This is a genomic window from Candidatus Dependentiae bacterium (genome assembly GCA_035445995.1).
Classification (GTDB): Bacteria; Babelota; Babeliae; order Babelales; family Vermiphilaceae; genus DAOMRS01.
Window position 1 is genome coordinate 540,660 of sequence record DAOMRS010000001.1, and the last position, 14,787, is coordinate 555,446.

Consider the following 14,787-nt stretch of genomic DNA (forward strand, 5'->3'; position numbering starts at 1 on the left):
GATACATTAATATTCAGTTTATATTATTTTCTTTTTATTTAAAGGATGTCTTATGTCTACAGACAGTTCTTCAAAAATTGGAGTAAGCACCGCCACCATCATTGGTATGAATGCTATGATTGGTGCTGGTATTTTTACTGCGCCAGCTGCTTTAGCTTCTAATGTGGGGCCTGCAGGAATCTTGGCTTATATTTTTGTAGTTATTGCTGTCTGGTTTTTAGCTCAATCATTAGCGCGTCTTGCAGGATTGTATCCTGAAGAAGGCGCATTCTATGTCTATGCTCAACAATGGGGCGGCCACTTAATGGGAATGATTGCAAGTTGGACATATTTTACCGGATTACTCATTGCTATGGGTTTATTATCTCAAGTTGCAGGATTTTATCTGCAACCATTCTTCCCACAATTTTCACCTTATGCTTTAGGGCTGTGTACCTTAATAGCTTTGACGCTGTTGAATATGTTTGGCGTTGCATTATCAGAATTGGGACAACAAATTCTTATTGTATGTACTACTTTCCCCATTATTGCTACAACTATCATGTGCTTGACTAAAGTAGATACAAATTTATTGGTGCCTTTTGCACCATATGGCATGCGTAATGTATTTCAGGCAACACGAGCAGTAATATTTGGGTTTTTTGGTTTTGAATGTGCCGCATCATTATTTGCCATTGTCAAAGACCCACAAAAAAACGTCCCTCGTGCACTTACCTACTCAATTATACTAGTCGGCTCTTTGTACACATTATTTGTGGCATCACTTATACTATCAACACCTCTGGAACTTTTTGTTAGTTCTTCAATTCGCATTCCAGATATTTTACAAATGACCTTTACTGATAAGCCATGGTTAATAACGGCAATTCATATTTCAATATTATCAGCAGTATTGGGCACTATACATTCCATGATCTGGAGTTCAAGTGCATTACTTATTTCACTCATGAAAAAAGTAAAAAACAATACGGTAAAAACCTTGTTGAACAACAACATCATTAATGCTAAAACGTCAGTTTTACTTGTTGGATTATGCATCTTTATTAGCTTTTCTTCTATCAATAAAATTGATTTGTTCTTTTCATTAACTGCTGTCTTTATTGTGTGTGCATATTTATTATCTATCATTACATTATTAACTTTACGTGCAGAATGGGAATCTGGACAAAATATAAAAACCCTAATTGGTATTGTTGCAGCACTTACCATTTTATATTTTGCACTTGAAGGACTTGTACTGGAAATTGCGAAGCTTGTGTAGGTCATTGACTCATTGAGCAAAACGATGCTATACGTTATGATGTTGTGCACTCATTGATTTTAAAGGAGATAGTAGATGGCACGCAAACAGCTCATAGCACGCATCGCCTTATATGTGACAACTGCAGTGTGTATGTTATCGAACCATACATACGCACTGTCTTCACTTTCAAAAAATGATCCATATCCTATGTTCACCGCGATGGATCCACAAGAATTCTTGTACACACAAGAAAAACAAAAACTAAAAGGTCTTATCTCTGAACAATATTTTTTCAAGGAACGTGCGAGCTTGAGCATTTCACCATTTGGTCAAAATGCAAATCGTGGTAGAAATTTTTGTGGGGATAAGTATGTTGGTGGCAAAATAGTAGAGCTTGGTGACATCATGGGCCGTTGGGGTATGATCCCATTACTATTTGGCGAATTGCCTGAAGGCAAAGTGTTACCACCTACATTGCAAGCTGCACGGGATGCATTGTTCCCCGGTGTAGTTGGGCCCATTGATGATGTGCAAGCAATTGATGCTGAACAATTATTTGGCTATTTTTCTATTCCACTCAAATACCGAAAATATGGCTTACGATTTGAAATGAATGCACGCCTGACGGATGATTGGGGATTAAACGTACAACTTGGCATTTCTGATATTTCGCAATGTTTGGTATTGACCGATTCTGCAGGCGGCGTACAAGGCTTTAAAGACTTATCTGCTGCTTCTAAAAATTTATCTGATGGTTCTACGCCTGCTGAGCAATTTTTTAATTGCACTGATATATCTCTCAAAGAGGTACAAGTATACCTTATGCATCAAATGAAAAATATTACAGAAGAACTTGGTATCAATATTTGTGATTTTGATGAAATATCCGTAGAAGAATTACGCTTCCAGTTATTCTGGCGCCATGCATTTCAAGTAAATTTTGGTGCAGACAACTGGCCACAATTTTTGGCAATTCCATATCTTGAGTTTGGTGGCAGCGTATCTCCTGGCAAAACTATGGATCCAAGCTTTGCATTCTCCTTACCATTTGGCAACAATGGGTTTTATGCTACCGGGTTTACTACAGGAATAAATTTTGATTTTGTTGAAACCATTGAGGTAGGTGCAGAAGTTGGGTTCACACACTTTTTTGAACGAGATATAAAAAACATGCGTATACCTAACTATGAATGCCAGTCAGGTATTTTCCCATTTACTACCAATGCAAAAGTAAGCCCCGGCAACAATTGGCAATTTGCAGCAAAACTAGCTGCGTATCATTTTATGGATAAATTATCATTCTGGAGTCAATACGTGATGGTAGATCATCAAGCAGACTCTATCACTTTGCAATGCCCAGATCCTGCATTTAAACCAGAAGCACTCGCCAAAAAAACCAAATTTAGTTCAAAACTTGCTAATGTTGCGTTTACGTATGATTTTTCACCGCATATTTCTGTTGGATTCTTGTGGCAGGCACCACTAGCGCAACGAGGCACCTATAGAAGCACTACGGTATTGTTCACTGTGTTTGGCGTTTTTTAAGAGCTTTACAAAGAATACTATTGTGTCTAATACTGAATTCGAACTGTTCTTCATCCGAAAGCATTGTAAATAGATTAGATTGTAACAGCATTCGTAAATCATCTGGAGAATCCTTACTATTTTCTTGCACTCGAGCAAATAATACTGATTCAAAAGAGTAACACGTATGGATAATAGCTGTTTCATCTGCCATATGCATTAATAATTTGGCTCCATTGTCTTCGTATGTTATGCCTACAATATAAACAAAACAGCTACACATTCCAGGAAATAACGCATGATCATAACAGCCCGGCTTTACATCCATACTATCCCCAAAATACAATTCAACTGTTGCACATGGATCTATTACATTATTTACTACAAACACAATTGAACTCTCTGGTAAAAAAATCTTTATGCAGGGTTTTGGAAATTCAATACTATCATCAGATAGCACTACCATTTCAGATTGAGTAGGACTATTTTTTTCCACAAATCGCTTCGACCATGCACCTAATCGCCACCCATAATGGGACCTGAAATAGGTTTTGATGCTTTGCTGAAGATGTATAGGCACGGTAGAAATAAAATCTTGGTATACTGCATCAACTGTTGAAACGGTGGCTTGTCCTAGTTTTTTTATAAAATACTGAGCACAGAGGGTTTTTAATGACTTTGGCTCCCGGGTTACAATTTCCGCGTTTTGCCGTTCTAACCTAGGCTTTTTTATGACTTGCTCATCTGTTTGCACTTCCTCGCGATTACGCTTCATCCCTTCAATGGAGCACCCCCCTATACAGGCCATACCTATCAAAAAATATAATTTTTTCCCCATTTAATCTGTCCCTTATTCTGGTTTGGTCATAAAAGTCCCACATCAATACCTGAAATTCCCTCCAGAACACCTCCCTAGATACTAGACATCGTAGCTAAAAAACCGTACAATGTTAAGTATCTTAAATATTATTAATCTAATTAGGATGGTGATTTTCCCCATGTCAAAAAAGAAGTCAAATATCGAGATAAATGTGATAGGAAGCGTTGATCGCGCATTACGCCAATTGAAGAAAAAAATTGAGCGTGAAGGTGTGGTCAGAGACATGAAACGTTGTGTCTATTTTGAGCCAAAAACACAAAAACGCCGAAAACGTCTTATGCGTGCTATTAAACAAAACATGACTCGCATGATTACAGATGGCACTTATGATTCGGATGCTCGTTAAAAATGACTAATCGCGTACGTGAAATCAAACATGCTCAACGGGAATCAGTTCTCTTGCGCGAAATTTCAAACTTTTTTTTACGTATAGCTATTGATGACGATCGGCTACAAGGTTTGCAAGTAAATCGTGTCAAACTTTCGGCCGATCGTGGTGTTTGTACCGTCTTTTTTTATACCGAAAAAGGTATAAATGATTTTGAAGAAAAACGAGCAACACTTGTTCTATACAAACCATCTCTACGCAATGCGCTTTCCAAAACGCTACAAAGCAGACGTATACCTGAGCTGCGCTTTGTGTATGATGCACAATTTGCAAAACAACGTCATATTGATGATCTACTTCAAAAACTCAAGGATGAAGGAGAACTGTAATTGTTTTTCTTCGAATTGTTGTTTTTGATACCACTTTTTCTTATCTGGGGTTCATTTTTAAATGTGCTTGGTTATCGCTTAATTCGAAACCAAACTGTTGTATGGGGCCGTTCTGCGTGCCCGCATTGTAAGAATCAAATTGCATGGTATGACAATATCCCACTTGTTTCTTGGTGCATATTACAAGCACAGTGTCGTATGTGCAAACAACCAATTTCTATTTTGTATCCTTTTATAGAGTTACTCACCGTTATTTTGCTTTCTCTTTTATATGTATATATTCCACACCAATATTTTCTGAGTTATTTCATATTTTTTTCTGCACTTATCGTAACTATTCGTTCCGATCTAGAGTGCATGCTCATATCGCGCTATGTTACCTTATGTTTAATTCCACTTGGGTTACTATTGAGTTTAACACACCTACTTCCTATCTCATTTACTCACAGCATGCTTGGCATTGTCTTTGGCTATGGTGTATTGTTTGGTATTGCTCAGCTTTTTTATTTGATAACTAATAAAGAAGGTTTAGGACAAGGAGACATAGACCTACTTGCATTCATAGGTTCTTTTACCGGAGTTATCGGTTGTTGGGCAACTATTTTAATCGGGTCAACAGTTGGATCAGTAATTGGCATGATATATATGGTCATGCATCGACCAAATCGGCAGGTAAAAATTCCTTTTGGACCATTCTTGGCATTTGGCGCAATCATATTTATTTTTTTTCAGGATATGTTTACACACATACTACTCGGCTTATAAATTAGTAAAGTATATAGACAGCTAGAACTTATAAGGAAAAGCCCATGAAGCGTATGGTACTATATATATGCTTATGTACAAGCATACATAACATATATACTATGCAGTCATTGTTACGAAACTGTACACAATCAGGAACAAGCTACATTATCCAAAGATGTTTGGAGCAGAAAATAAATCTCAAACACGAAAGAGATTTTGTGTTATCTTTGCCCAAAATTATACCGGATGCTATAAAAGCATATTATGTAATTAAATCAATTTATAAATAAAAAGGAGATAGACATGAAGCAACTATTGTTTATATTCCCATTTATTATACCAATAAGTATGTTTGGCATGCTTAGACAAACTTTCCTAAAATCTCCAAGCAGATATGTAATTGCACGGCGACCATTGCTATCTTGTTTGCACCCATTATTACTAAAAGAGGTCATACAAGAACATAAATTTAAGGACGATTTAATAAACACTATAAAAGAATACAGTGGTACAACTCTATCTGATAAAGAAATAGAGCCAATTAAACAACATATACGTAAAATTCTTGATAAAAAACACACTCATTCTAATTTAATCCGTCCTGAATAATCTGAATATTATTATTTTGATCGATAGTAATAATATCCGGCTTACCATTGCCATGCAAATCACCAGCTGCAGCTACTATAAAGCTATTTGCATCCGCTTTTGCCGGTGCCAAATAACTATTTGGCGTGTTTAACTTACCAATGAAAAAATTCTTTCCTTGCGTACCATGAGCAAAACCGTACGTGTAATAATATTGCCCTTCTGGCTTCCAGCCAATACCACCTTCTCCAAATAACACATCTGAATATTTACCATGCTCTGCCCAATATACTTTTTGCGCGGTGTAAATTGCACTCAAGTTCATATAGACTTCTGCTCGCTTTGCTTTGGACAAAAAGCGGGTATATGTTGGTACTGCAACTACCGCGAGAAATGCAATAATAGCTACAACAATCATCAATTCTAATAAACTAAATCCGTTCCGTAATTTCATATTTTATTCCCCCGTAAGAATCTTATTATGTATTTATCTTACGAGAAGTACTAACGTATTCGTCAAGAGAATTGCGAACCATATATTTTTTCTAATGATGCAATTGGATACGCGCCTTCTCGCACAACCCGAATGGTATCGCCCGTACAATCCAAAATGGTAGATGGCTGACTCGGTATTTTTTTCTGCCCTGCATCATCAATCAAACATGCAACATGATCCACAATTTCTGCATCAAGCTCATTCATTGCAGCAGGGACCGGTTGCCCGGAAATGTTTGCACTGGTAGAAAATAATGCATCAACATGCTGTAAAATTTTTTGCAATCCTTCATGATCCGGAACACGCATTGCAACAGTACCTTGTGGTCCTTTAATATATGGCGGTGCATCTGATCGCGCCGTAAAAATTAATGTCAGTGGACCGGGCCAACACGCATCCATTAACTTTTCTACTTGCAGTTTTGGATTCATACGTGCAAACCGATATGTTTCTTGCGAAGATTTAATAAGAAACAAATATGGTTTGTCTGCACGATTTTTTATTTGATTCAATTTGTCAAAAGTTTTTTGTGAAACTTGCGCCAATAGACCGGGTACCGTATCAGTAGAGGTAACTATAATTTGATCGGTTTTTAATAAGGGAATAATGTAGTCTAAAAGGCTTACATCATCCCAGAAAAAAAGCTTTTTCTGCATATCAATCCATTATTCTTTTGTAAATAAGAATTCATAATCTAAGCATTTATTGCCCGATTGACATTTTTGCAATATAGCCTAGATTAAACTATAAGTCACGCATTGATAAAATAACATGCTATATTTTCAATATGAAATAATTATACATGAAATGGTTATTAATGTGTGCTAGTGGGAAGTAAACTAAACATGTAAAGCAATCCGTTGTGGAGAGGTATTATGAAAGATCTTAACATTCATAAGCAGGCAACCACAAAAGGTATCGTCACAAGCAAGCAACGCAGTTACGGAGAAATTGTTGATTGGCTTGATAAAAATTGGAACACCAATACAAATGATACGAACCTTTCGTGCGTTACTCAACTTGATAAAGCATTAGATAACCTGTCAGACAAGGTAGATACTATCTTGGTATCAGGCACTAATGGGAAAAGTATTACCGCACATTTCACCACTAAATTACTTCAAGAAGAAGGTTTACAAGTTGGTACCTTCTATGCACCGCACATTCTCACGTACAATGAGCGCTTTACACATAATAACGAGAGCATTGCCAATAAGTTATTTACTGAGATTGGTAATGAAGTACTCAATACGGTAGAATTACTTAACATTACCCCAAACTCATATGACGTACTTACCATTATGGCACTTTTATACTTCCACAAAGTAAATGTGGATGTTGCAGTAATGGAAGTCAGCGAAGCAACGCCAACTAATGCTACCAATATTTGTAAACCAAAAGTAGTTGCTATTACACGAATTACTGATGATGCCGATGCAGCACAAGCAGACGCTGCCACCATTGCAAACATGGTAAGCATCGTTAAAAAAGATTGTTTTGTAGTGTCAGGCGATCAAAGCAAATTAAATTTGCAAGAAATTGAACGTATTGCACACGAAAAAGGCGCTACCTGGGCTATGCCAATCCGTAAACTCGCAACACTGCCATATCCATTTGAACAATTGCATGGCCGTTGTGCTGCACTTGCAGAACGTGCTGCATACATTTATGTAAATAGCTTTGCAAATAAAGATGCCTTGGTGTTGAATAACAGTTTGTTGGCAAAACAAAAAGGTCAACGTGGCAGACCAACGCTTGAAGCTAAGCGTCAATCTGAGTTAAATCCTAAACGTACACTTGAACAATTTTGGAAAGATGCTTCAAGCACATTACCAGGTCGATTCCAATTACTAGATAAAGAAAAACCAACCTTGTTACTCGACAATGCAAGTAATTTGGATGCATTCAAAAATGTGCTCCTTGGCATCCGCTTACTCCATTACCAACGCCCATTAAAAGGTTTAACTATAGTTCTTGGTTGCAACCAAGAAGACTTGGATACATCAGAGCTTCTTAAATTATTACGTTATTTCTTCAAAAAAACTTCCGGTCAAGTTGTTATTTGCCCCGTTAATACAATCCCAGGGCAAAAAGGTAACACTACTTGGGATGTTGAAAAAGTAACCAATGATATCAAGAGCATGAAGATCAAAGCAAAAGCAGCGCACAACTTCAAAGAAGCATTCGAATGGGCAGAAAAATCTGTTGATGAACGATATGGCTTGGTAGTTATTACCGGTTCACCATCTATTATTTCTGAATATTGGAAATATAAAGGTATGAAAAAACTCTAAATAGTTATGATTAATACTATATTCCATGCTTTGCTCATGGGTACTGTACTTGGTATATTTTATGGACTCTCCTTTGTTATGCAACAGAGGAGAGTTTTTTATTCAAAAACACCATCTCGCAAACATATGATATTACCATTTATAATGCGCATCATGATATTAATTGGTTTTGGTTATTATCTGTTGCACTCACCTTCACATCTATTTATACTTGTCGTAATAGTATCGTTTTTACTTGCATTCTGGCTGGTAATTTTAAGCAAGAAGGCGTTTTACCATGAGTGGACTTGACCTTTTAGAATCTCCCCAATGGTCTCTTGGGTTTGTATTTAAATCAGATCACCCGTTTTTTACTATTAATGCACGCACCATTACGCATACGTGGATTCTTCTGGGGCTACTCACACTCTTGTTGCTCGTTGTACGATTCATTATTTTAAAGAAAAAAAGCACCGCACGTTTTATTGTGCTTGAATTTGTACGTTTTTTTATTGATATGTGCATGCAATCTATGGGTACATTTTTTTCATTCACCCATTTTTCTTTTATCACAGCACTCTTCATTTTTATTTTTTGCGGAAATATTTTATCAACTATTCCCTGGCTAGAAGAACCTACACAGGATTTAAATACCACTCTGGCACTTGGGGTAATTGCATTTTTGTATACACAAATTGCAGCAGTACGAGCACAGGGAATCAAGGCATACATTGCGGGCTATTTTGCGCCATTTTTTATTATGCTTCCCCTAAATATAGTGGGCAAACTTGCTTCGGTTGTTTCAATTTCATTTCGTTTATTTGGCAATATTTTTGGTAGTTCAATTATTACCCGCATTTACTTTAGCGCCATTGAAGGTTCGCTCATCGCAGAATCTGCCGGACTACTTACCGGATTGAACATAGGTATGGCATTGTTCTTCAGTTTGTTTGAAGGGTTTTTACAAGCATTCGTCTTTGCTATGCTTTCACTTACCTATCTTTCAATAGCACTACAAGGCGAAGGTCATTAATTTACGGAGTTATTATGTACCATCCCGTATCAGAATTTATTCATTATAGCACTATTGCACTGACTGTTGGTATTACCTCAATTGGTGTTGGTATTGGAGAGGGCATTGCCAGTAGAGCTGCACTTGATGCTATGAACACACAACCACGCGCAAGTGGCAACATTATGCGTGCAGCAATCTTAGGAATGGCATTGATTGAAACTGCAGCAATCATGGGTATGGTTATTTCTATTATGTTACTTCTTGGCACAAGAACCGTTGCATCTGGATTCTATGCTGATCTTGCAGAACTTGGTATTGCATTTGCAATTTGTATTTCTGGCATGGTACTTGGCTTTGTGTCGGCACTTCCTGCACGTGAAGCATGCTTTGCCATTGCACGTCAACCATTTTTTGCTCAACACATCATGCGGTTTATGTTGATCACACAATCACTTTTGCAAAGCCCCATAATTTTTGGATTTATTGTTGCAACCATTATTAAATATCAATCAGTGAATGCAACAACATTAAGTGATAGTTTACGTTTAATAAGTAGTGGTTTGTGTATAGGCCTGGGTAGCGTTGGCCCTGCAATAGGCCTTGCATTATTTGCACAAAGTGCATGCCACGGGCTCGGTAGCAATCCTCGCGCATATAACAAGCTCTTTTCATTTACATTAATTAGCCAAACAATTATTGAAACTCCTATAATATTTGCATTTGTTATTTCTATGGCATTGCTATTCTTAGTTCCAACCACCAATATTTCTGATATCTATGCCATTGCACTACTTGCTGCAGCAATCAGCACAAGCATTGGTACTGTTGGGCCTGGTATCAGTTCAGGCAGGACAGCAGCTTCTGCATGTCATCAAATTGCACTCAATCCTGAATCCCACAGTATATTGTCTCGCATAAGTATGTTTGCACAGGGGTTAATTGAAACATGTGCAATTTATGCGGTATTAATTTCATTTTTATTAATATTCTCACAATAAAATATTGTAATGAAGCATACAAATTTACATATCGTTTATATTATCACTAAGCTAGAATTAGGCGGCGCGCAAAAAGTTTGCCTTGCATTATTTGAAGGATTACAAAAGGACGGCATTACTACCAACTTAATCTCTGGTGCAAGTGGCACACTCGTCGATCATATCAAACACAACAAAGATGTAATTTTAATTGATAATTTTAAACGTGAAGTTACCGTCAAGGCACTATGGAATGAAGTCATTTGTTTTTTTAATTTAATCAAGCAACTACGAACATTAAAAAAACAACATGCCATTATCCTGGTACACACGCACAGTACCAAAGCCGGACTGCTTGGCAGATGGGCCGCATTTTTTGCCGGTATTAAAATTCGTATTCATACGGTACACGGCTATGGGTTCCATCCGCATCAATCATGGATTCCTTGGTTGGTTACGTATACACTCGAATTGGTAACAAGCTTTATTACCACACACTTTGTATGCGTATCTTCTGCAGATGTTAAAGTTGGCCTTAAACTATTTCCACAATTCGCACATAAACATTCAATAATTCGCGCGGCAATTGATTGGGAACAATTTTATATACCAGCATGCAAAGCCCTGCCAACATTACCCACCACACAACCATTCATATTTGGAACTATTGCATGTTTCAAACCACAAAAAAACTTGTTTGATCTACTCTATGCATTCAAAACTGTGCACGCACAGAATACAAATACACGACTTGAAATTATTGGTGACGGTGCTCAGCGCACCAAAATTGAACACTGGCTAACGGAAAACAATTTGACCGACATTGTCACACTACATGGGTGGCAAGATCGTGTAGCGCCAATTATGTTCACCTGGCATGCATTTGTATTGAGCTCATTATGGGAGGGGTTGCCATGCGCCATTGTAGAAGCACGCATGCTGCAGTTGCCTATTCTCAGTTATGACACGGGTGGTATTCAAGACGTGGTACACCATGGCAACAATGGATTGTTGTGCACACAAAAAGCATGGCACACACTCGCACACAATATGCTTACTATTCTAAATAATCCAGAATTATATAAAAAGTTATCCACCTACCAAGATAATTTATCAGATTTTAGCAACACACATATGATCCAAAAGCATGTAGCATTATATAGAAAATTACTATAAACTAATCCGCAAAATTAATATCTTTAAAAATCCTAAAAAAATAGATTTGAAATTATGTTTAAAAACGTCATTGATGCCATTGGCAACACACCTCTCGTCAAACTTGATTTTGATTCTCCTGCACATATATATGCAAAACTGGAATATTTAAATCCAGGTGGCAGTGTAAAAGATCGTTCCGCATCCTATATGATTTCCTATGCAGAAAAACATGGCCAGCTCAAACCGGGCGGTACTATTATAGATGCCTCTTCAGGCAATCAAGGTATTGCAACTGCTATGATTGGTGCAGCAAAAGGATATAACGTAATCATTGCCGTATCAGAAAAAATAAGTAAAGAAAAATTGGATACCATCAAAGCCTATGGCGCGCAGGTTGTCATGTGTCCCCCAACTGCCTTTGTTGATGATCCAAAAAGTTATTGGAGCACTGCCTGCAGATTACACAAAGAAACGCCTAATTCTTTTATGCCAAATCAATACTTTAATCCAGTTAATGCAGAAGGCCACTATACATTATTGGGACCAGAAATTTGGAAACAAACAGATGGTAAAATTACACACTTTTTCGCATGCGCAGGAACCGGTGGTACCGTAAGTGGCGCAGGTAAATACCTGAAAGAACAAAACCCCAACATAAAAGTAATTGCTCTTGACTCCAACAACTCATACCGTTCGACCAACGGCTGCCCAAAACCATACAAAGTAGAAGGAATGGGTATAGATTTTGTGTCTGAGGTAATGAATTATGATGTAGTGGATGAGATTGTAGAAGTCAAAGATGAAGATGCGCTTCCTATGCTCAAAACGCTGGCCAAAAAATATGGTCTGCTTGCCGGCCCGAGCAGTGGTGCTGCCGCATGGGCTGCTCAAGAATATGCAAAAAAACTAAACAAAAATGATTATGCTGTCGTTATATTTAGCGACTCTGGTAGAGCATACCTTACTAAAGATTTTTATTAAATTATAATGGATCACATCATGAAAAAGTTGATATTCATGTATTTATTAGGAATTATGACCACAAACCATGGTATGCAAATCGAAACACTCTACAGTCCAGATAGTTGTGCTTGGATGGAAGTGGTACAAAACAACCCGGATATCATTACTCTAAGCATCCTTGATCAGGCAAAAAAAACTATTACAAAACAAATAGTGTGTTCTCGCTTTTTTGATATACCGCGCGTGTCTAGTTTGTTAAATCATGCAATAATACTTCAATTACAAAAAATACAAAGCACTCCTCGTAACGATCATACCCAAACTCTTTCTGCAGTTAGCTCTTTATGCGACTCAGAATTTTTTGCCACATTACCTGAAAAAAATAAGAAACGAATTGCAGAAGAATTATTAGTAACTAAGGAAGTATATCCCTTACTTGCCAAGAATCAGGTATTAAGTACTATCATCACATTTTATAGAACATAATTCATATACCTATGGAGATAACCCATGAAAAAAATTCTCTGTGCACTTATATTATTTGCAGGTACCTATGCATACAGCATGGAAAAGGAACTGATTAATACCCGAACCGGTAAAAAAACAAAAATAACTTTTGTACAAGCATCTCATTGGTCAGATTTGCAAGATAATGACACACCAGAAGAAACGGCACGCAAAATTCACTGGCAATGTAAGCATGATGCAGCTGATTGGTATGATAAGATTTGGAATAATCCCGATCAAGTAACTCCTGAATTACTCGATATGATATATGATTTAGAAAAAAAATCTCTAAAAGATCCTCATATACTTGAAGTAAAGATAAAAATGCCTCGTCATGGTATAAAATTTTCAAAAGGGTCTACAACCATAGAAGTATTAACTCAAACTGTAATAGGTTATTTTAAACAATTAAAAAAACATCCTAACCAAGATCAATTAGAGCGTATTATGCATAACATAGTAGCACTATATTCATCACGTTATTATACTGACATGGCTCCTTACCATTGTAGAAACTTTCTTGCAGATAAATTAATTCGATCCGCGCGAAAATACGCTGTCATCAAAACATATCCTATTTTAGAAACTATTATCACTAGTACGAATACAAACAGTATATTTTAAAAAAGATAACACTACGCATTAATCATTGTATAAACTGCTCTACAACGCGTAGATCAACTGCCTGTGGCTTCACGCAATACTGTCCGTTGACCATAGGCATTTGTATACATTGATTTGCATCACGTTCTTTATCATATGTAATTGTGGTATTATGCACTGTTTGGTAACCAATTTTTTCGAGTAAAGCAGCCATATTTTTTATATGACTACCACCCGCAACTACTAAAGCTGCTTGTTTATTTTTTTGTGTATTGATAACCGCATGTACCAAATGGAAATCAAGCAATGTACTATCAAACACCAGCAATTGTTTGAGTGCTTGATGTCTCATAGCGTCATCTGTATGTGCTGTCAGATAGTCTGATGCACTCATATTCAAATGTGCAGGTATATGGAATTTGTGCATGATTGCCATAATACGCGCTATATGAGCTTGATAATACTTTTGTAGCAATGGATGATCATTATACGCTTTAATTTGCTCAATCTGTTGCATTATTTCTTGGTAAATTGCTTGCATTGGAATATTTTTTGTTGAAGGAAACGCATCAACTTGAGTACGCATATTATTCAAAACCGGACCAAATGCTGCAACTCTACAGTAACGATATTCAACATTATTAACGGCAACATTATTTTGTTTGCAAACACTGCTCAGGCCTCCTAGCAATCCACCGGTGGAATCAACTTTAAATGATCCGCACCGTTGCTCACCCTGCCAATTGGGTGAACTCAGGTCCTCTACCAATAATTCAACAGGTTTATTACTGCATTTGGTAATCAATTGCTCTATAGCCGCACGTTGTTGTTGTGTTGCATGGTGAGATTTATCATGGAAATCACTTAAGCCTATTACATAATGATAGTGACGCGCAGTAGGATCCCACTTGCGCAATACCTGCGTATGGTAAATATAGGCACTACAGGTACCCTGTAGTACACCTGCTAACAATACTATGATTATTCTGTATTTCATACCTACATCCCTCACTTTGCTTCATATTGTATCGTACGCGATATAGATTAAAAAAATCAATAATTTATGGCTTTAAAACATGTTTTCAGGTTAAAATTT

The 14,787-nt window shown here is 37.1% G+C and carries 18 protein-coding genes; 14 read left to right on the forward strand and 4 right to left on the reverse strand.

Annotated features, from left to right (window positions below; genetic code table 11):
- Positions 1–52 precede the first annotated feature (52 nt).
- Positions 53–1,261 carry an APC family permease gene (locus PK943_02550; protein ID HRN78092.1) on the forward strand — a complete coding sequence of 403 codons (1,209 nt, stop codon included), beginning with the start codon at positions 53–55 and terminating at the stop codon, positions 1,259–1,261.
- 75 nt (positions 1,262–1,336) lie between these two features.
- On the forward strand, positions 1,337–2,788 hold the full coding sequence (locus PK943_02555) for a hypothetical protein (protein ID HRN78093.1): 1,452 nt from the start codon (positions 1,337–1,339) through the stop codon (positions 2,786–2,788).
- On the opposite strand, the gene PK943_02560 is transcribed toward PK943_02555, so the two are convergent.
- On the reverse strand, positions 2,766–3,542 hold the full coding sequence (locus tag PK943_02560; protein ID HRN78094.1) for a hypothetical protein: 777 nt from the start codon (positions 3,540–3,542) through the stop codon (positions 2,766–2,768). The genes PK943_02555 and PK943_02560 overlap by 23 nt on opposite strands.
- Before the next feature lie 223 nt (positions 3,543–3,765).
- On the opposite strand from PK943_02560, the gene rpsU reads away from it, so the two are divergent.
- Genes rpsU through PK943_02585 form a run of 5 tightly spaced genes read left to right on the forward strand, consistent with a single transcriptional unit; the run spans position 3,766 to position 5,720 of the window.
- Entirely contained in the window at positions 3,766–3,993 is a 228-nt protein-coding gene (rpsU, locus tag PK943_02565) for a 30S ribosomal protein S21 (GenBank protein HRN78095.1), read from the forward strand.
- Positions 3,994–3,995: 2 nt separating this feature from the next.
- Complete coding sequence (locus PK943_02570) at positions 3,996–4,364, forward strand: ribosome-binding factor A (protein ID HRN78096.1); 369 nt, start codon at positions 3,996–3,998, stop codon at positions 4,362–4,364.
- Positions 4,365–5,129: a prepilin peptidase gene (locus tag PK943_02575; protein ID HRN78097.1), complete on the forward strand. Its 765-nt coding sequence runs from the start codon at positions 4,365–4,367 to the stop codon at positions 5,127–5,129.
- 44 nt (positions 5,130–5,173) lie between these two features.
- Positions 5,174–5,401, forward strand: coding sequence for a hypothetical protein (locus PK943_02580; protein HRN78098.1), 228 nt, complete (start codon positions 5,174–5,176; stop codon positions 5,399–5,401).
- A 13-nt stretch (positions 5,402–5,414) separates the two neighbouring features.
- Positions 5,415–5,720, forward strand: coding sequence for a hypothetical protein (locus PK943_02585; protein HRN78099.1), 306 nt, complete (start codon positions 5,415–5,417; stop codon positions 5,718–5,720).
- Here PK943_02585 and PK943_02590 read toward each other — a convergent pair.
- Complete coding sequence (locus PK943_02590; GenBank protein HRN78100.1) at positions 5,698–6,153, reverse strand: prepilin-type N-terminal cleavage/methylation domain-containing protein; 456 nt, start codon at positions 6,151–6,153, stop codon at positions 5,698–5,700. The genes PK943_02585 and PK943_02590 overlap by 23 nt on opposite strands.
- A gap of 62 nt (positions 6,154–6,215) precedes the next feature.
- Positions 6,216–6,851 carry an L-threonylcarbamoyladenylate synthase gene (locus PK943_02595; protein ID HRN78101.1) on the reverse strand — a complete coding sequence of 212 codons (636 nt, stop codon included), beginning with the start codon at positions 6,849–6,851 and terminating at the stop codon, positions 6,216–6,218.
- Positions 6,852–7,070: 219 nt separating this feature from the next.
- On the opposite strand from PK943_02595, the gene PK943_02600 reads away from it, so the two are divergent.
- From PK943_02600 to PK943_02630, 7 genes are all read left to right on the forward strand, one after another.
- Entirely contained in the window at positions 7,071–8,489 is a 1,419-nt protein-coding gene (locus PK943_02600) for a hypothetical protein (GenBank protein HRN78102.1), read from the forward strand.
- A gap of 277 nt (positions 8,490–8,766) precedes the next feature.
- Entirely contained in the window at positions 8,767–9,501 is a 735-nt protein-coding gene (locus PK943_02605; GenBank protein HRN78103.1) for a FoF1 ATP synthase subunit a, read from the forward strand.
- A 14-nt stretch (positions 9,502–9,515) separates the two neighbouring features.
- Positions 9,516–10,481 (forward strand): ATP synthase F0 subunit C, encoded by a 966-nt coding sequence (locus tag PK943_02610; GenBank protein ID HRN78104.1) that lies wholly within the window; start codon positions 9,516–9,518, stop codon positions 10,479–10,481.
- A 9-nt stretch (positions 10,482–10,490) separates the two neighbouring features.
- Positions 10,491–11,636, forward strand: coding sequence for a glycosyltransferase (locus PK943_02615; GenBank protein HRN78105.1), 1,146 nt, complete (start codon positions 10,491–10,493; stop codon positions 11,634–11,636).
- 54 nt (positions 11,637–11,690) lie between these two features.
- Entirely contained in the window at positions 11,691–12,599 is a 909-nt protein-coding gene (locus PK943_02620; GenBank protein HRN78106.1) for a cysteine synthase family protein, read from the forward strand.
- An 18-nt stretch (positions 12,600–12,617) separates the two neighbouring features.
- Entirely contained in the window at positions 12,618–13,067 is a 450-nt protein-coding gene (locus tag PK943_02625) for a hypothetical protein (GenBank protein ID HRN78107.1), read from the forward strand.
- A 24-nt stretch (positions 13,068–13,091) separates the two neighbouring features.
- Positions 13,092–13,712: a hypothetical protein gene (locus tag PK943_02630; GenBank protein HRN78108.1), complete on the forward strand. Its 621-nt coding sequence runs from the start codon at positions 13,092–13,094 to the stop codon at positions 13,710–13,712.
- A gap of 22 nt (positions 13,713–13,734) precedes the next feature.
- Here the strand turns inward: PK943_02630 and PK943_02635 are convergent, their stop codons facing one another.
- On the reverse strand, positions 13,735–14,688 hold the full coding sequence (locus tag PK943_02635; GenBank protein HRN78109.1) for a hypothetical protein: 954 nt from the start codon (positions 14,686–14,688) through the stop codon (positions 13,735–13,737).
- Between the last annotated feature and the right edge of the window lie 99 nt (positions 14,689–14,787).

What these genes read in the sequence shown, in the direction of transcription:
- PK943_02580 (HRN78098.1), top strand. Translation starts at nt 5,174, where the DNA reads ATGAAGCGTATGGTACTATATATATGCTTATGTACAAGCATACATAAC.
- PK943_02625 (HRN78107.1), top strand. Translation starts at nt 12,618, where the DNA reads ATGAAAAAGTTGATATTCATGTATTTATTAGGAATTATGACCACAAAC.
- PK943_02550 (HRN78092.1), top strand. Translation starts at nt 53, where the DNA reads ATGTCTACAGACAGTTCTTCAAAAATTGGAGTAAGCACCGCCACCATC.
- PK943_02600 (HRN78102.1), top strand. Translation starts at nt 7,071, where the DNA reads ATGAAAGATCTTAACATTCATAAGCAGGCAACCACAAAAGGTATCGTC.
- PK943_02590 (HRN78100.1), bottom strand. Translation starts at nt 6,153, where the DNA reads ATGAAATTACGGAACGGATTTAGTTTATTAGAATTGATGATTGTTGTA.
- PK943_02555 (HRN78093.1), top strand. Translation starts at nt 1,337, where the DNA reads ATGGCACGCAAACAGCTCATAGCACGCATCGCCTTATATGTGACAACT.
- PK943_02620 (HRN78106.1), top strand. Translation starts at nt 11,691, where the DNA reads ATGTTTAAAAACGTCATTGATGCCATTGGCAACACACCTCTCGTCAAA.
- PK943_02605 (HRN78103.1), top strand. Translation starts at nt 8,767, where the DNA reads ATGAGTGGACTTGACCTTTTAGAATCTCCCCAATGGTCTCTTGGGTTT.
- PK943_02615 (HRN78105.1), top strand. Translation starts at nt 10,491, where the DNA reads ATGAAGCATACAAATTTACATATCGTTTATATTATCACTAAGCTAGAA.
- PK943_02570 (HRN78096.1), top strand. Translation starts at nt 3,996, where the DNA reads ATGACTAATCGCGTACGTGAAATCAAACATGCTCAACGGGAATCAGTT.
- PK943_02560 (HRN78094.1), bottom strand. Translation starts at nt 3,542, where the DNA reads ATGAAGCGTAATCGCGAGGAAGTGCAAACAGATGAGCAAGTCATAAAA.
- PK943_02630 (HRN78108.1), top strand. Translation starts at nt 13,092, where the DNA reads ATGAAAAAAATTCTCTGTGCACTTATATTATTTGCAGGTACCTATGCA.
- PK943_02595 (HRN78101.1), bottom strand. Translation starts at nt 6,851, where the DNA reads ATGCAGAAAAAGCTTTTTTTCTGGGATGATGTAAGCCTTTTAGACTAC.
- rpsU (HRN78095.1), top strand. Translation starts at nt 3,766, where the DNA reads ATGTCAAAAAAGAAGTCAAATATCGAGATAAATGTGATAGGAAGCGTT.
- PK943_02635 (HRN78109.1), bottom strand. Translation starts at nt 14,688, where the DNA reads ATGAAATACAGAATAATCATAGTATTGTTAGCAGGTGTACTACAGGGT.
- PK943_02585 (HRN78099.1), top strand. Translation starts at nt 5,415, where the DNA reads ATGAAGCAACTATTGTTTATATTCCCATTTATTATACCAATAAGTATG.
- PK943_02610 (HRN78104.1), top strand. Translation starts at nt 9,516, where the DNA reads ATGTACCATCCCGTATCAGAATTTATTCATTATAGCACTATTGCACTG.